General features: G+C 48.9%; 12 protein-coding genes and 2 pseudogenes. 4 read left to right on the top strand and 10 right to left on the bottom strand.

Going from position 1 to position 17,617, the window contains the following annotated elements; all coding sequences use genetic code 11:
* Nucleotides 1-244: 244 nt before the first annotated feature.
* Nucleotides 245-361, top strand: a pseudogene (locus BLS62_RS32105) (IS5/IS1182 family transposase); the annotation flags it as partial.
* 65 nt (nt 362-426) lie between these two features.
* Here BLS62_RS32105 and BLS62_RS04975 read toward each other — a convergent pair.
* The 5 genes and pseudogenes from BLS62_RS04975 to BLS62_RS04955 all read right to left on the bottom strand — a co-directional run.
* Nucleotides 427-573, bottom strand: a pseudogene (locus BLS62_RS04975) (integrase core domain-containing protein); the annotation flags it as partial.
* A gap of 55 nt (nt 574-628) precedes the next feature.
* Entirely contained in the window at nt 629-1,378 is a 750-nt protein-coding gene (locus tag BLS62_RS04970) for an IS5 family transposase (RefSeq protein ID WP_280141824.1), read from the bottom strand.
* A 15-nt stretch (nt 1,379-1,393) separates the two neighbouring features.
* Nucleotides 1,394-2,779 (bottom strand): ISKra4 family transposase, encoded by a 1,386-nt coding sequence (locus tag BLS62_RS04965; protein WP_093177749.1) that lies wholly within the window; start codon nt 2,777-2,779, stop codon nt 1,394-1,396.
* Between the two features lie 15 nt (nt 2,780-2,794).
* The gene (locus tag BLS62_RS04960; RefSeq protein WP_093177747.1) at nt 2,795-3,373 is read right to left on the bottom strand and encodes a recombinase family protein; all 579 of its coding nucleotides are present in this window, start codon (nt 3,371-3,373) and stop codon (nt 2,795-2,797) included.
* 121 nt (nt 3,374-3,494) lie between these two features.
* Nucleotides 3,495-4,157 (bottom strand): plasmid pRiA4b ORF-3 family protein, encoded by a 663-nt coding sequence (locus BLS62_RS04955; protein ID WP_093177576.1) that lies wholly within the window; start codon nt 4,155-4,157, stop codon nt 3,495-3,497.
* Nucleotides 4,158-4,219: 62 nt separating this feature from the next.
* Between BLS62_RS04955 and istA the strand changes: the two genes are divergently transcribed.
* Nucleotides 4,220-5,053, top strand: a complete 834-nt coding sequence (istA, locus tag BLS62_RS04950) for an IS21 family transposase (RefSeq protein WP_159436500.1) — start codon at nt 4,220-4,222, stop codon at nt 5,051-5,053.
* 421 nt (nt 5,054-5,474) lie between these two features.
* Here istA and BLS62_RS04945 read toward each other — a convergent pair whose 3' ends face one another.
* Nucleotides 5,475-6,254 (bottom strand): transporter substrate-binding domain-containing protein, encoded by a 780-nt coding sequence (locus BLS62_RS04945; protein WP_093177742.1) that lies wholly within the window; start codon nt 6,252-6,254, stop codon nt 5,475-5,477.
* 613 nt (nt 6,255-6,867) lie between these two features.
* On the opposite strand from BLS62_RS04945, the gene BLS62_RS04940 reads away from it, so the two are divergent.
* Nucleotides 6,868-7,518, top strand: coding sequence for a hypothetical protein (locus BLS62_RS04940; protein ID WP_093177739.1), 651 nt, complete (start codon nt 6,868-6,870; stop codon nt 7,516-7,518).
* 1,015 nt (nt 7,519-8,533) lie between these two features.
* Here BLS62_RS04940 and BLS62_RS04935 read toward each other — a convergent pair.
* Nucleotides 8,534-10,735, bottom strand: a complete 2,202-nt coding sequence (locus BLS62_RS04935) for a TonB-dependent receptor domain-containing protein (RefSeq protein WP_093177737.1) — start codon at nt 10,733-10,735, stop codon at nt 8,534-8,536.
* Nucleotides 10,736-10,922: 187 nt separating this feature from the next.
* Between BLS62_RS04935 and BLS62_RS04930 the strand changes: the two genes are divergently transcribed.
* The gene (locus BLS62_RS04930; RefSeq protein ID WP_093177734.1) at nt 10,923-11,633 is read left to right on the top strand and encodes an IS6 family transposase; all 711 of its coding nucleotides are present in this window, start codon (nt 10,923-10,925) and stop codon (nt 11,631-11,633) included.
* Between the two features lie 2,059 nt (nt 11,634-13,692).
* On the opposite strand, the gene repC is transcribed toward BLS62_RS04930, so the two are convergent.
* The 3 genes from repC to BLS62_RS04905 all read right to left on the bottom strand — a co-directional run bounded on the left by repC (nt 13,693) and on the right by BLS62_RS04905 (nt 17,590).
* Nucleotides 13,693-14,976, bottom strand: coding sequence for a plasmid replication protein RepC (gene repC / locus BLS62_RS04915; protein ID WP_093177725.1), 1,284 nt, complete (start codon nt 14,974-14,976; stop codon nt 13,693-13,695).
* A 266-nt stretch (nt 14,977-15,242) separates the two neighbouring features.
* Nucleotides 15,243-16,238, bottom strand: a complete 996-nt coding sequence (repB, locus tag BLS62_RS04910; protein WP_143521517.1) for a plasmid partitioning protein RepB — start codon at nt 16,236-16,238, stop codon at nt 15,243-15,245.
* Entirely contained in the window at nt 16,235-17,590 is a 1,356-nt protein-coding gene (locus BLS62_RS04905; protein ID WP_093177719.1) for an AAA family ATPase, read from the bottom strand. Before BLS62_RS04905 ends, repB begins: the two co-directional genes overlap by 4 nt.
* Nucleotides 17,591-17,617 lie beyond the last annotated feature (27 nt).

Here is a 17,617-nt window from a genome sequence, read left to right as displayed (position 1 = left end):
GCTCGTGATAACCTGGAAAACTGATTGACCCGGCCTTGTTGCACGGGTCGTGAATAGCTTAAAGCACGCCCAAACCCGTAAATTCAGGTCATGGGGTTGCTTCGAACGCGGGCCTGCCGAGTTTGGTTATTGTGTTGAGAATGCTAACGCCAATCTTTGTTTCGGCCCTCTGATTGGCGCTGTTGCATAAATACGCTTCAGGCGTATATTCCGGCTGATATTTCCTTCAATGAAGATTCACTTCATGCCGTTTAAAGCCAATGCTGATCGCCGACATAAGTTTGCCAAAGCCAAATACAAAGTGACGAACTGGTCGAAGTATAATGAAAGCTTGCGTCGTCGCGGCGATGTCACGGTTTGGATTGAAGAGAGGTGGTCCCGTTTGTTTGGACAGTTGATCGTGTTTTATAAGTAGATCGGCTCCGATTACGCCGCAGCTTGAGTTATGCCTTGCGGGTGGTTGAAGTAAGCCTGATCCGGGGTATTCCAGTCAAGCGATGAATGTGGGCGTTTCTGATTATAAAAGGCGATGAATTTACCGATGGCCTTTCTAGCTTCTGGCACACTGGCGTGGCGCTGTTGCACAATTCGAAATTAGCTTGCAGCTTGCCCAATCCCATGCATCTGATCATGCAGAAACCTTCTCGAACGTGGCGCGTCCGAGGGCGGTCATTGTGTTGAGAACGGCGACGCCAAGTTTTGCCTCTGTCCTCTGATTGTTCAACTTTCGTGACCGGAGCGTGGTCCCGATCACCTGCTTAAAGCGACCCATCAAAGTTTCGCCTCGAGACCTTCGGCCATATCCGGTTTGCTTTTGCCAAGACATCCTGCCGTTCTTTTGAATGGCAAGAATATCCCGGTTGCGAGCAGTGGGAGTGGTCGTAGCCTGTGAGCCGGGGATAGCTGTTTTGGGAGGTGGAATGATGACCTCGATACCTTCAAAACGGTCTGCTAATTCTTGCCTCACAGGCGCCCCATCATAAGCGCCATCACCAAGGAACGTGGCAACTGTATCTTCGATCTGATCCAACAGATCCGGCACAACGGTTGGATCACCAACATTGTCTTCGGTCAGTTCAGAACATACGATTTCGCCGGTATTCAGATCAAGGCCAAGGTGAAGTTTGCGCCAAGTTCTGCGCTTTATCCTGGTTCCATGCTTGGTTTCCTGCCATTCTCCGGCACCAAAGATCTTAACGCCTGTACTATCGATTACCAGCTCTACTGGCTCTGAGTTCGTTCGCGGTTTGGGATTTGAAAGTTTCAAGCCATCTGCGCGGCGCGACAGGATTGAAAAGTCAGGAACCGGTAAAACCAACTCCATCAAATGGAACACAGACCTCACAAACCCTTGAGTCTGCCTCAAAGGAGAGTACAACAAAGCGTGGGGCAATTAGGCTGCCATTTTTGCTTCCCCGTCTGGCTTCATGCCCGGATACCATTGCCGGAACTTTGTGCGCAGTGTGCCGTCCAGCGTGCGTGTCCGGGTTTGCAGCATGAGATGAGCACCGGTTTTTGACCAGCGCATCTGCTGGCGTTTGCAAAACCGCTTACCGACAACGGTATTGACAGTGCTTTCGACAAAGCCGGTAGAAACACGTTCGCCGTAACGTCGTCGTTCTGCATAGTTCGGGATCATCCAGGCGGTGTTGGCTATGTAAGTCTGGAATTCGGCTGCTGCTTTTCGTAGGGCCTTAATGCTGGCGTATTCCGTTTCGATTTCGTCAAGGTCCATGACCAAATCATCTATGGCCGCCTGCCCATCATGCAGATTGCCATTCCATAGATACCCTTTGATCTGACGAAGCGCACTGGCCATCTCCCCGGCCTCATTCGAGTTCAGATGGGCAAGGCCTTTGACATATTGCCCCATCACGGTGATGCGCATCGTGACATGGAACCAGTCCAGAAGATGTTCACACGCAGGGGCCATATTACGGGCAATATTGATGACAGTTTCGCCGCCATCGGTCATAAATGTGACTTGCTGATTTTCTTGCCAACCCTGTTCTTTCAGGACTTCATGCAATCGCCGTTTTGGTTTTTCATCATGGCTTTGCACAAGGCCAAGGTAACGATCTGGTTGGTCTGTGGGGATGGATTTGCCAACCATGACCTCAAAATGAGATTGGCCCTTTTCGCGCGATCGCACATATCCGCCATCGATGCCAACCGTGATCGGGCCTTCCGGGTTTGGCAGGTGTTCCCGATCAAAGGCACAGGTTTCGATAAAACTGTACCGCTCGTCGGCCAACTCAGCCTCCATGCGGCTTGCAACACGCCCTAAATGCCTGCGTACGGTTTCTGCATTCAGACGCTTCCCGATTGGCAGTACGTCTTTAAGCAAATCTACTGTGATGCCATATGAGACCAGCGAGGCCCATTTTGTTTCCAGCCAGAGCATTTCCGGCGCGACATGATCGGGCAGTAGTTCTGTCAGTGGGCTGAAGGTCTGGGCAGACCCTGGCTGGCATCCGCAATGATTGAGGCGTGGGCTGTTTATGGTGATATCGCCAAAGACGGTTCGATATTGAATACGCTTGCTGCCTTTTCGCCTAAGTCTAGCTGCACAACTTGGGCAAGTTGAACGTGCAGCGCAAAACGCCGCTGTTTGGGCCGCAACAATTTCCCGTTGCAGTTTCACCAAAAGCTCCTTGCTTTCCTCAATGGTTAGTCCGATCTCGGCGGCGTCTACATGCCCCTTTTCAAAAGCGGCAATGTTAAATTCATGTATCTCCCCATCTGGAGCGGTGATCGCTATCTTTACCTGAATGTCCATCTCTACTAGCCCTTCTTACCCGGCAGCATCCCGAGCTCTCATGACAGTTTGCCGGCTGGTCTTTATGTCCCGTGCGATAGCAGAGATGCTCTCGCCATTGGCCAGCCTTTGGCGTACGATGTCTTGTTGTTCACCAGACAGAGCGGGTGGGCGTCCCAGGGTCTTCCCTTCTGATTTTGCGCGCGCCAAACCAGCCTGTGTCCGCTCGATCAAAAGGTCGCGCTCAAACTGGGCGACTACGTTGATCACACCCATGGTGAGCTTTCCGGCGGAACTCGTCAGATCCACTCCACCCAGAGCAAGGCAGTGAACGCGAATGCCAAGCTGCTCAAGCCGTGCCACAGTGCTGGACACATCAATGGCATCGCGACCAAGCCGATCAAGCTTGGTGACAATAAGCACATCCCCCTGTTCCAGCTTCTCCAGCAAACTGGCGAAACCTTTGCGTAGCGCAATGGATACAGACCCGGAGATAGTTTCTGTAACAATGCGGTGTGGTTCGACCTTGAACCCAGCCGCTTCAATCTCCGCGACTTGGTTTTGTGTTTCTTGGTCGGAGGTCGACACCCTAGCGTAGGCAAATATTCTGGACATATCGGCTCAGTGCACTGTAAAGAAATAGGTGTCCGTAATGTTACCTGTGTCCTATACCCCGTCAAGCTAAGTTTTGAACAGAGCCCCGCGACCTGTTCAAAATCGCTCGATTCTGGACAGGTCAGATCAACTGCTGGTGCATCAACTCCCGATGTCGTCCCTCCCGAAAATAAGCATTCAACTGTTTGCGTGAAAAACGCCAGGATGTGAAAGGCTCTCGGCCGTTCACTCGGTCTACGGCAAACTGCAGTTCCTCCAAGTCCAGGTCACTCAGACTTCGTTCCGTGTCACGACAGTCCAGAAGGTCTTTCGCAAAGCCAGATAAGAGGTCCAAGTCTCGCCACGCGTCATAGTCATTGGCCTCATCCCGGCGCACTAGAAACCCGCTCGCTCCTCCACAATCCTCCGGTGGGCAAGCGCATGTTCCACCGGTGCAAATTGGATAGAACTTCTTGGGATCAGTATCCAATAAGCTTTCAACACGGACTTCGTGTCGCCAGTAACTTCCCATATCGTAATTGTAGAAAAACCGATCATTACGGCGAAATCCGAAATCGCACAGCGAATTATCCGGGCGCGCCATATGTAGTTCCCAAGAACCATAGTCGACGGCCCGAATATCAAACTGAAACAGATGAATGCCATCCCACCCCATCACCACCTGTAAAATCCCGTGCAACTCGTGCAGGGTGGTCGATGATGAAACAAGGATCCGGCGCCAGATCATCGGGCTGATCCCTAAAAGGCGGATTTTGAGCTGGATAATTTCCCCGAGTGAAGCCATCCTAACACCGTCGCATCAATGGCCCAAAACAGCAAATACCCCACGCTTTGTGGTGCTCTCTGTTGCTTTGGGAAGAGTACCGGGCGGTTCATCCTGACGGCTTTGGCTATAGCCGGTACTGTGAACTTTACACCCGTTGGTCAGGTAAGCTGTCGCCGGTGATGCGCCAGTGTCATCCTGCGGGCGAGCGTCTGTTTCTCGATTATGCGGGTCAGACCGTGGATGTGGTTTGCCCAAAGTCCGGCAAGGTGCGCACGGCACAAATTTTTGTCGCCACCTTGGGGGCCTCCAGTTACACTTATGTTGAAGCCAGTTGGACGCAGAGCCTGCCTGATTGGATATCCAGTAATGTCAGGGCGTTTGAGTTCTTCGGCGGCGTGGCCGCACAACTGGTACCGGACAATCTTAAGGCGGGTGTAACCAAGGCCTGTTTTTATGATCCGGCGATCAACCGCACCTATGGCGATATGGCCAACCATTACGATACGGCGATTGTTCCAGCCCGTCCGCGTAAACCCAAAGATAAGGCGAAGGTGGAAGGCGCAGTTCTGATAGCTGAGCGCTGGATTTTGGCGCGGCTGCGCAATCAGCGGTTCTTTGGCCTTGATGAGGTGAACGCTGCGATTCGCCCACTTCTGGATCAGCTCAACGGCAAGGTCAGTCGTCATCTAGGTGCCAGCCGCCGTGATTTGTTCGAACGCCTGGATCGGTCAGCTCTGAAGCCGTTGCCGATTGAACCATACGTATATGCCGAATGGAAGCAGTGCCGCGCAGGTTTTGATTACCATGTTGATATTGGCCGTCACTATTACTCGGTACCCCATCAATTGCTAAAACAAAAGCTATGGGCACGGATCACCGCACGGGTTCTGTCGCAAACTTTGGATCAGGCCTAAAAAGTTAGAAAATATTTCTATCACTTTGGCTTGCTGCTCCGTTTTAGAGCGTGAAGCGTCTATTTCCCCTCCAAACTGGTAGCTCAGACGCGAAATACGTGATTATAAACTTTGAGGTATAGAATAATATTCTACGCCAAAAATCTTTGCGACAGAGCCGATCGGTCATCCTGTTGAATCTAGAGATCAACCATTTAGACAACGGATGTTGTCGTTGGGAAGAATTTTAAGAAACAACAAAACCCCTATGGGTTGGATGACAAGAGCCGGATGATGCGAGAGTATCACGTCCGGTTCTGTGAGAGGCTGAGGGTGAAATCCCCTCGGCCTACTCGACCAAAATACCTCGGGTAGTAAAAACCACCCGAGGGTACAAATAGCGAGTCACTTTCAGTCGTATAAGCTGGAAGCTTAATGCCTCTTATTCGCTACCGTAAACGTCGAACTTGAAGTACTTGTCGTTTATTTCTTTGTACTTGCCGTTTTGACGCAGAGCGGAGATGCCCTTGGTGAACATCGCTGCAAGCTCTTCGTTACCCTTACGAACGCCAATGCCTGCGCCTTTGCCGTGGATCGCTTCTACTGGCTCCATGGTGCCGAGGATCTTACAGCAAGAACCCTGATCAGAACTGACCCACTGATCAAGAACCATCACATCATCAACAACAGCGTCTACACGGCCATTTTCAAGGTCAAGCTTGTATTCTTCAGAAGTAGGGTAAAGAGCAACGTCAGAGCCGCTCAGGACTTCTTCAGCGAACTGAGAATGAGTGGTGCTGCCCTGAGCGCCAAGGCGTACACCTTTGAGGCCTTCTGCAGTGGCAGAAGCCAACTCGGAGCCTTTGCGAATAGCGATTGCTGGTGGGGTGTTGTAGTACTTCGCAGAGAAGGCGATCTTTTCCATCCGCTCTGGGGTAATGGACATGGATGCAATGATTGTGTCGTACTTACCAGCTATGAGACCAGGGATGATGCCATCCCAATCCTGAGTAACCCATGTACACTCAAGCTTGAGCTCGTCACAAAGAGCATTACCAATTTCTACGTCAAAGCCGGTAAGAGTCCCGTCAGCCGTTGTGAAGTTGAATGGAGGGTAGGCGCCTTCGGTGCCCATACGAACCTTTGTCCAATCTTTCGCTTCCGCGCCAGAAACTGCTGCCAACGCAATTGCTGCTACAGCTGCCAAACCCATAATACGCATATGATGTCCCCGAATTAAATATCTTGACAGGGCTTCTTAATGTAGGCGCCTGCGTAACCGAGGCATATGTTTCACTAAAAATATCCGTAGATCAACCTAGTTGGCGATAACAACGGATATGACAGCTGTAGGTAACAAGCAATATGCCCGGTGTCATCTTTATTTATTGATCAGGCCTCTGGCTCTGTCGCAAAGATTTTTGGCGTAGAATATTATTCTATACCTCAAAGTTTATAATCACGTATTTCGCGTCTGAGTTAGTAAGCGTCCCATACGTGGATAAATTTTGCAGACTATGAATCATAAGCTCTAGTATCTTGGAAACCGGTCAATCTTACACTGTTTCCACGGTCAAATAGCTTATTTTATTGCGTGTAATACTAAGCTGGACCACAAATTGGTATATTCCGAGTACGGTGTTCTGTATTAGTTCTCGGATATAGAACACTAATCCACAATTGTGACGCTTACTGAGATGAAGATGGGTTCCGGCGGGTCTTTTTCGAGAAGAAGTTGGGATAAGAATCTAAAGGCCGCACTGCCCTCCGTGCCAATAAGCGTGAGACATTCCACTGGCCAACGCTTGCACTTGATGTCGTAGGAGACCGAACCCATGATTATGCCTTCACAGACACCGCTTTCACCCGATATTGGACCTGATGATATTGTGGCCACGCCACCGCCAACCCGCATGGTGACAGCGCCAGTGCAGCCTGCAGTCGAGCTGACCGCTATCCCTAAGCGGAGAAGTTTCACAGCCAAATACAAACAGTGCATTCTGGACGAGGCGGACCAAGCAGCAGACACAGGTGGTGTTACAGCCATTCTACGGCGCGAAGGGCTTTATTCTTCTGCGCTAACGGATTGGCGTCGGGCGCGCGCTGCAGGCTCATTGGGAGCATTGCAGCCGCGTCAACGTGGCCCACAAAAAGCACCCGCCAACCCATTACAGGCCGAACTGGCCAAGGCTAACCGTGAAGTTTTAGCACTACGGCGGCGTCTGGACCAGGCGGAAGCCATCCTTGCAATCCAAAAAAAAAGTGGCGACATTGTTGGACGAGATGGAGCAGACGCCAGAGCGCAGCGGCAAGTCATGATGGCCGTTGCGGTTGCTTTGCCCTCAGGCAGCGGCCTGACCTCAGCCGTTTGCTCCGCGCTCTCTTTGTCGCGGGCAAGCGTTTTTCGCCATCGCGCTACATTGGCTGCTCCGCCACGCGCGGTAAAGCCACGTCCCCCCTCAAGCGCGTGCATTTCCGGAAAATGAACGGACTCGGGACTTTTTGTCCAGCACATGTGGGGAAATTTGCCTCAGCATTGACATTTGTCGCGTTTGGGCTCTTAGCCGAGCCAGCTTCTACCGGCACACGGGTCCAACACCGGAGGCGGTAACCCAGTGTAAGCGCCGAGGCCCTGTTGGAGCCATGCCGGAATTTTTAGCAGGGCACGTCCAATTTACGGCTCTATTAATACTCACTTCACAGCCCCACACATAGCCACTAATATCCCGATGATGTTTCAATTAAAACGTTGATTTTGTCCGTTAGTCGCTTACCCCCATCTCTTTCAGAATATATCTTGATGGAGCCGTGGACTGACGTACTACTCCGGCCAAAGGTATGGGCTAGTAAGCGTCACAATTGTGGATTAGTGTTCTATATCCGAGAACTAATACAGAACACCGTACTAGGAACATACCAATTTGTGGTCCAGCTTAGTATTACACGCAATAAAATTAGCTATTTGACCGTGGAAACAGTGTAAGATTAACCGGTTTCCAAGATATTATTGCTCATGCATCAAAGTCTGCGAATTTTATCCACGTATGGGACGCTTACGATACACATCCCGGTCGAAAATCGAGCGTTGCCTAATCGTGCGTACCGGGGCTGTTCCATTGGGTTTTGTCGCGGGTTTTCCGCACTTATGGCAGGCGCTGTGCTCATTCTTGCTCACCACCTCAAGAGTAATATTGCCATCATTATCAATAGCTTGCGATACTACTTCTAGGGAATCTATATCGAGTGGGATGTTAATTTCGGCCATAAGAAACGTGACAATCTCAAAAGTGCGAATTCCAATTTTCCCTTATAATACAAGGGTTAGACCTCCTACACAATGGCAGTAGAGCCAGATCAATCCCAATGATGCTAACTTCTTCCATGGATGCTGCTCCCTTTGTTCGTGAGACCAAGTCTTTCTATCTTGGCACAATATGATGCCGTCGGGGTGGGGCATCCAACCCATCAACGCCGCTTCATGGTTGAAGCTGCCTGCATTTTCTAGAATTTGTAGCTTAAAGATGCTTTGTAATTGCGGCTTTTACCGTATGTGTCGCTAAAGTGGTTTCTGTATTTTCGATCAAGAAGGTTCCCAACGGATGCTCTTGCTTCTAAATCCTCAAACCGTCCTTCCGTTGGGGTCCAGCTTACGAAAATATCAAATAAGCTGTAGCCTTTGGTGGCGGAATACTTATTGTCCGCTGAACGAGTAATCCTATCCTGACCTGAATAAAAGCTGCCTTTCCAACCGAATGTAACATCCTGATCTGGAATTTTATAGCCAAGCGTGGCTATCAGTTTAGTTGGTGCTATTTCAGAAACATACTGATCGGTTTCAAAATTAACGTTTCTAGCGGTACCGTTAAATTTCCCCTCTCCTGCAGAAAAAGCAAGGCTACCGATGAAATTGTCGCTGTCGTAATAAATCTCAGCTTCAATGCCTTGGGTATAGTATCCTTTCAGGTTCGCGTAGGTCGGGTAATCGTCTGATGGCACGAGCCATCTGTTATCTTTATATAGGCGGTGGATGTTGTTGCTTACATCATTTCTAAAGATAGAAAAGCGTGTTTTGATTGTATCTTCAGGTTGGATCACGCTGCTGTGTGACGTCGTAAAACCAAGCCGCTTGGAATTCACGCGCTCTACAGTAAGCTGATCTGAAGTCGCTCTGCGCGTACCAGTGTCATAAATTTCATCAATCAATGGCGCTCTCAGCTTATACGCCCAATCACCAAACACACGAAAATTATTGCTCAACGGTAGCAGAACGTTAAAACTTGGTGAGAGTCCGGAGTGTTCCACACTACTGTAATCATGGCCTACAGTTGGATTGTTGTATCGTGAACCGAGATTGGGATCACCCTCTGTTAATATATAATCAAATCGAAGACCTGGTCTGAGTTGTAAACCATTTCCAAAATTCATTGTTAGCGCGGACCATGCGGAATAAATGGTCTGCTTTCCACCCGGTTGAGTTGGAGCTTGTAACCAACCATGATTGTAATCTTCTTGATCTTTGTATTTGGGAGCATGCACCATGACATCTCTCATGTGATTTGAGAATTGCAACCCCGTTTCCAACTTTGCTTCAAGTCTAAATAGATCAAACTCGGCGGCGTTTTTAAAGGATGCTTTGTAATTTGTATAATCCAACCAGCTTTCCTTGCCGCCAAGTAAAAGATCGTATGTTCTGTTTATATTAGTCCTAAGATCGTGCTGATTGGTATTGGAATAGTTCGATTCAAACGTGGTGTTAATCAACTCATTGTCTGGGTTAAACTCATATTTGAACGCCAAGGAGCGGTCCTTAAGTTCTCTTTTTGTAGATTTACGAGAAATGGCCTCTTCATAGCTTTTTCGATCAGGGTATGTATCGCTGAGTACTTTATACGTGCCTTTTGCGGCCCACGGCTGAAGGTCGTTGCTATAGTAGGCAGCTCCTGTGATTTCGAAAAAATGACTGCCTCGCTCTAAACTTCCTTTGAAGAAACCAGTTGGTTGCGTGATGGCTGAAAGGGGTAGTTCTCTGTCGTCACTGAGCTGATAATTGTCGTTTTTTCGATGGGTGGCAGAGACAATGAGTTCCGCACCGTACTTTTCCGACCGTCCATAGGCTGCAACAGTCTTCGCGAATTCATTTCCATTAGAAGCGAAGCCAAGTTTGGAAAAGAAACCGATATTTTGCCCGGATTTGAGCAAATCGCTCGCCGTCTTGGTCGTCATATTGACTGTACCGCCGAATGCTCCGAAGCTTTCTGCAGAATAGGACCCTTTTTCAAGACTGATAGTTTTAAGCAGCTGAGGTTCGATGAAAACAGTGCCTTGCCGATATTTCTCGAATTCCTTCTGGGCTCCATCAAGCAGGAACTTGACGTCCTCTTGATCTGCAAAACCCCAAATATTTACAGATTGCCCCTGCGCACGTGCTGTCCCTGCCAAATCAGTTCCAGGGATCCCGTCCAAAATTTCAGGAACAGTCGTTGCTTGAAGGCGATCAAGTAGTTCCTCATCGACTTCCGAAGTTGCAACTGTTTCAACATCGTCGCTCTCACCCAGGACGATGATGGGATCCAACAGGACTTCCTCTTCCACCAATTTTCTAGTTCCAGCAGCATTGGCATGCAAGGAAAAAGAAACAAAAAGTGCGGATAGGAAAAAGGCACAAAAAGCCTTATCCTTGCTCCGTCGTGTTACACGCAACATGGCATTCTCATATTATGATTTCGGGATATGGCTTTTGGCTGCGTATTACATATTTAACATGAATAGAAAACTCAAGTTAAATCTTTTTTCGTTTTGAAATGGCTCTCCTGCCATTGTGTAGGGGCTTTAGTCCTTGAAACGGTATTGCCAAGTTGTTTGAAATTGGATTTTACGCTATTAAGTTCCTATGAAGATACCGAGCACATTTGCCCATTTGAAGGGTTTTCGTTTCCCCCGTGAGGTTATCGCTTATGCCGTGTGGGCCTACCACAGATTTGCAATGAGTACTGCTGATGTGGAAGATCTTCTGGCCGAACGTGGTGTTATTGTCAGCCGGGAAACTGTTCGGCTTTGGGTTAACCGCTTTGGCTGTCATTTTGCAGATTGCATCCGCAGGGATAGACCGAAACCGAATAACAAATGGCACATGGATGAGGTGGTCATCACCATCTGCGGCGTGAAATACTGGCTCTGGCGGGCTATTGACGGCGATGGTGACGTGCTCGACATTTTGGTTCAATCACACAGGAACGCCAAGGCAGCCAAGCGTTTCTTCAAAAGACTTGTCAAGCAATTCGGCGAACCGCGGGTCGTAGTGACGGATAAACTGCGCAGCTATATCAAGCCCATCCAAACCCTGGCTCCAAATGCAGACCATCGGGCCCACAAGGGGTTGAACAACAGGATAGAAAACTCTCATCGCCCGACAAGAAAGCGAGAGAAGATTATGGGGCGTTTCAAATCCCCACGACAAGCGCAAAGGTTCTTGTCGGCCCATGATCAGATCAATATCATTTTCCGTCCACGCCGCTACAAACTTTCCGCTCATTCTTACCGCCATGCAAGGGTCGATGCTTTCGCCCTATGGGCGGACTATACTGTCGAAATGACGGCTTGAAATATGCTCTCACAGGGCTTTTGCAACTCATCCCAAACAACTTGGCAATACCGTCTGGCTTGGTAAGCGCTGTAAGCGCGTGGATCAGGCGTGGTCTGCCTTTGGGCAGATGTGCCCCTGCCCTTTTCCCTCATTTGTACCAAAATCCGGTCCATCTCTTCATCAGAGGGTAAATTTAAGATTTCATATTGATCAGGACCATTCATCTTATGATCCATCAATTCAGCTGGGACTTTCAAGATTTCAACTTATTGATCTGGAACACAACGATACTCCCGGCCCATCAGCTTCTCTAACAGCAACAACACGGTTGAATGTGGCTATTCAGGAAATCATCTTAACTTATTGAAATATTGAACGATTTAGTTATTATGGTGAGCATTATGCACTTTCTCATTTGGCTCTTTACGGCCCTGAATACAAACCAAATCCTCAAGATCTATTTGCTTCAGAACATTAGCAAAGAGGTCTACAAATTCATGTGGCCTTTCAAAACCCAGGAATTGTTCCTGTGAACTTAAGATCCCCTAAAACGCTGACACATAAGGAAGCTCGTCTGGATCTGTTTGATGCCTGTTCCTGCTGATTGCATACATGTGCGCTTTATTGACGAAGACGCATTTATTATTCAGGGTTTGAACCAAAAAGACCTGGCTTGGATTTTCAAAAGGCCTGCCTCGATATTCAATGTCCATTCACAAGAGACCTGCAGTGCTTTGGCCTGACTTAGGAGTTATTTGTTTTCCAAAGCAACGATCCGAAATGGGTCTCGGGCCCCAGTCCTCCAAGTTTCTCGGCACGCACGTCCAACATTCTTGCGTTTGAGTAAAGCGCATTTGGCGGCACTTCCAAGGCTCGGTGACCTTGGAGGCTTCCCCAGATCCATCGTATCTGAGCCTTTTCACGATATATCTCGTAGAGAGGATAGGCAGATTTCTGGCCTAATTCGGTCTGCCTGCCCTGCTCGCTTTGCGAATATCATTCAAAGGCATTCTGCACTCCCTGCAACGAGGAGCCGTTGCACATCACATGCGCACATTACGCATTACCAAAGCGGGTGCGCAGCACCCCTCTTGCAAGCCCAGGAAAACATGCCGAAGGCGTGTTTTGTGTAGCGAGCAGCAACAAAGCGTGGGATGGAAGGTGAGCGACAAGGGATTGCGCAGCAAGACCGCCGTGCCGAACCTGTAATCACACTCCGGTCACTCTCACGGCGTCCCCTGCCCGATCAGATAGCTACTCCTTAAATGAAACAGTAGAAGCCAACGCTCTCCCTCTTACATAGCTGGGAGCATTTTATTGCAGCCCCAAGTCATTCCAAAAGAAGGTATTACTGCCCTTGAGGAAGATGTAGATGCGTGACACCTGCCACTATTTTCAAAAAAGCTATTATATAACAACACATTAGAGTTTCATCGAAAGGTAAACAAGTCACAGATCAATTCATTCTGTGCGTAGTTACGTACCTTTGTTGGAAATCCCGTCCTTCAGATTGGGGATGATGTTAAGCATTAGCCCTTTCTATATGAGCAGTCATCTTTATCAGATTAGCCTTCTTCTCACCAATGCTTTCACAATACCGCGAGATCGCGGCCCTCACAGCGGGCGCACCTCTGCCGGTAACCCGCCCTATACGGGCAGCGCTCCATCCGTGTCGGGTTTTAAGGATGTAAAAAAAACAACCGCGCGCGCGCGCCTCTTGGTGTGAGCGTCCCACCGTTGTGAACAAGACAACAACAGGTACGTTGAATTTTTCGGCAACCCTCAAGACCACGCTTTGGATATCCTGCGGAAATGCATCCCAATGCTTGACGGCTGTACTGGTCACACCACCTCGACCACGCAGAGCAGGGGCTATAAACCTATTTACTGCGTTGGCTCTCTGCATGCAGTCAACCACATCTTCCACATCATGGGTGGTACATCCGTATATTTCACTAATCCGGCGTAGCGACATGCCAGCTTTGTAGCGTGCAAAAATAGACGATTTTCTTTCCTGCAAATAAGTCAAGGTTACGCTCCTCGCTCAATTTCTTCATATGGTTTGCATTGATCATCTCTAGATTGATGTTCGATTTTCTGCTTTCAATCCGTAAAGGGAATTGCTGAGCGCTAATTTGCCATCTCTGGCGCGGTCCACACAGGCGCGAAAATATCCAGCCGGACTTGAGATAGCATCAGGATTACGCAGGGTCTTCTCCACGGTAACGACCAGAACGGCAGCGGCCATTTTCGTGCCAAGCGCTGCAACAGCTTGTTTCCAGCCATCGACAGACAGGCCGATTGCCAGCCTGAGCTGGTCGCTTTGGTCCACCAGATCATCCCAGCACTCAAAACCATCGCCTAAAAGTTCCCTGGTGTTCGGTGTTGCAGCATCTATCAAGCCGATTGAAACCAAGGCGAGGGGGTTTTCAGCCTCTTTTGGCGCTCTCAACAAGCTCTTGTGTGCCGGGTTGGCTTGAGCCTTGCGCTGCTGGACTTCTTCAAAAGCCAAACTAATCCCGACTTGTTCGGGATCAGATAAATCAAAGTGATTGGCTCTAGCCAATCCCTGCATATTATTACCTCTTTTAAGTGTTTGAGGGTTTGTATGATTATAAGGGGCGTCGCTCATGTCACCCGCGCATGACATACTATCTTCATTTAAAGACACTTCAAACAAGGCTGTTGCAACTTCAAAGATGGACTGTAAAACCTCGGCCCTGTCCTCAATTGCGATAGCCTTACCATCCATAGCCGCTACAGATTTCTCAATGCTTTGAAAACAAAGCCCCTCATTGGCGGCCAGCTCTGCCATATCCCGGATGGACCGTAACAGCCGGTTCACTGTGCGCTTTGCCTCTTTTTGGGTGTTTAAACGCGCAGTGAACGCAGTTCCAATGGCTTTCAGCTCATGGACACGCTGACGGGCAGGGGAGAAGTCAAAGCCATAGCCGCGCTGGATCTCACCGTACTTGCCGTTTGTGAACTCGTTACGGTGGATATAACGGCGACCGGTCGGACTGTCACGATATGCAATAATACCTGCTTCAACCAGGCGCTTAATGCTTCTGCTCACGGTGCGCTGCGACCGGCAGACGTATTCCGCCAGCTTCTCATTTGAGATGGCAACCAGCGGGCGGCGGTTGGGCAGCCAATCATCAGCAGCCGACAAGCCAATTAGAATATCCAGAAGATGATAGGCGGTTCCATCGATGCCGAGAGCAGGGGCAGCCTTTTTAATCGCTATTGAGACTTCGGCTTTGGTGGTTTCAACAATATCATTTGCCATAGCCAAATTCTGACTGGCGATGATGGCAGGCGTCAGTTTGCGAAATGACGCAACCGCTTGTGATTTTTGCATAGCAAAGTCCTTAACAGTCTCTAGGAGACTGAATGCATTGCAGGATTGGGTATATCATCCCCATTCCCGTCTCAAAAAAGACTGGCTAGAAAGGCTTCAGATATAAAAAGGACGCCCAACCGGATAAATCGGGTTGATTTGGAGCGCGTCTCAAAGTAACATTTAAATAGGTATGTGGTTACTTCATGCTGAAGCTTATGTAGCCTATGGAATATGAACTCTCAGCAGATTGCAGTCTGCGGGGGTTCATTTTTTAAAGCCCTAAGTCATGATGAGCTGCCCTTTTTGCTCTCTTCGTACTGGTGCATCAACAGATCCATCTGCCGAGAAATCCAATCTACGAAAACCTTTCCTTCTTTACCCTTTGAGACAATCTTGGTTCCGGACGCCGAATTTACAATCTCAGCGACATTATTCTCACCTGAATCTTTTACCTGTATTTTAAGCGTGGAGATTGATTTTTCTTCGCGAACAGCAGCTTCAAGAACAATATCAAACCGCTTATCAGAATCGATCTGAGGCCAAGTGCCGCTAAGGGTATTAATCTTCAAACGAACGCGTTTTTCTGCCCGTGGATTCTCAAATCCTTTTGCCAATCGCTCCCATTTGGTTCTACCGATTTTCGGCGCGTGACCAATTTTCGCGATAAACTCATAAGGAATGGCGTGGATGATTTTTTTGAGTTTGGAAATTGTTGTCAGGTCACCGCCGCCCGCTGCATCAGCAATCACCTTCCGGGTAAGACCCTTTTTATCAAGCGAAGCGACCCAAAGAGCGCGTTGAATAAAACTGGTGTTCTTTCGCTCCTGATTTTCTTTGCCTTGTGCAATGGCGAGCTCTTCGTCATTTAAATTTTTGACGATGGCGCGAACCGCAAAACCCAGTTCTTTACAAGCTTTGACACGCCGATGGCCGTATGCAATTTGATACTGGCCATCTTCTGTCGGATGCGGTCGGACTAGGATTGGCACCAACTGCCCCTGGCTTTTGATGCTTTGTACCAGATTGTTCAATTCTTCATCGAAATCTTCCAGCTGGCGATCATTCGCAAACGATGGTTCGCAAGCGCTAGCTGGAATCGCTTTTACAGCCATTGAGCCTGCGCCAGAGGGCGAAGTTGAACTTGCAAGAGATTTCATCAATCCGATAGGAGATATCGGCGACACCTCTTCGGTAGCTCTTGAAACAGGTTTTACGACCGGAACATTTGAGTCCGATAATATCGCTGCCATTCTGGCCTTCTTCTCATTTCTCTTGTTCACAAACGCCCCCAGCCCTTCAGTACGATTTGTTCAATCTCCTGATTAACCGCATTGAGAGCTTCGATAGCCCGGTCAAATGTTTTCGGATTGAATTCGCTGCGCTCTGACTCGTAGAGCGTTTTCATATTAAGGCGCGCTTCCTCAACAGCTGCGGAATTAAGCATCATGTTTTGCAGAACACCACGCCCTAGCTGCCCTTTCAGCATAGTAGCGGTGTCATGCTGAGATGCAGTGCCGCCAAACCTAGTAATCAAGTAGTTGAGAGTTTTGTTAGTAACAAGCTCAGGCCCAAGGAAGTTCTTAATCGCGGCCTTGTATTGGTACTGGTGGTTTATGGTTGTGCTGAGATACTGGACCATAGACTCGCAGTCCAGCATCTGTGGCTGAACCGTGACCAGAAGATGATTTGCAGCTGTAATCGCAGCATTACTCAGGTAGCCAAGATTTGGCGGCGTATCGCAAACCACGATATCATAATCATCCTGAACATCTGCTAGGGCCAGCTGTAAGCGAAGAAAGAAAAAACGCTGCAAGGTACATTGGGTAATTTCATTTTCCAGATGCGCCGCGCTCCGCGTCAGTTTATCTAGTTCGCTTTCTTGAAGCCAGTCATCGCCAAGCTGTTCTGTAACTGCGTTGTAATCACTACGCAATCCCTGCTCATGTATTTTCAGCTCTGTCGCTACCCTTGGCGCGTCAAATTCCCAATCTGAAACCCAGCGCCCAGAAGGGCATAGATCGAGGTTTGGGAAGTAGGTTTTTCGAATGACTTGAGATAGTGGCAGAGTATCTTCATACCGAAGGGCTGCATAAAGACTGTCATCTTCTTTCAGTCGCACAGGCTCGCAACCGAACATATCGGATAGTGATCCTTGCGGATCTAAATCGATAGCTAACACCCGGTAGCCGCGCAGGGCCATATATTGGGCAAAGTGAACGCTAGTGGTTGATTTGGCGGAGCCTCCCTTGAAATTAACAGCTGCAATAACTCTGAGATCTTCAGTGCCGCGCCGGCGTGGGTCATACCCCCGTGCTTTCTCAAGATCACCAGCTTTCTTGCCAAGGTACTGTCGGATCTGATTAATATCAGACAGTGTATAAAACCGCTGATTACGGCCACCGACGATTTCAACCTGTAAATTAAGTTCCTCGGCAACCCTCACAACGTAAGATCTGGAGATATCAATCAAATTAGCCACTTCAGTCTGAGAGAACAGACGGAGGCGCTTCACGCTATCAGGTCGGTTATTCTCAGCTGATAGCCGCGAAATTGTGGTAGTTAGAGCCTGGTAATCCCGTTGCATCTGATCCAGGTCTTCATAGGTCTCTGTATCTGACTCGGTCGCGAGCATGTACTCAGTTCCAGTGTTGATTTGATC

The organism is Pseudovibrio sp. Tun.PSC04-5.I4, from assembly GCF_900104145.1.
In the GTDB taxonomy this organism is placed as follows: domain Bacteria; phylum Pseudomonadota; class Alphaproteobacteria; order Rhizobiales; family Stappiaceae; genus Pseudovibrio.
Note: the sequence above shows the minus strand (reverse complement) of the source record. Positions and strands in the feature narration are given on the sequence as shown.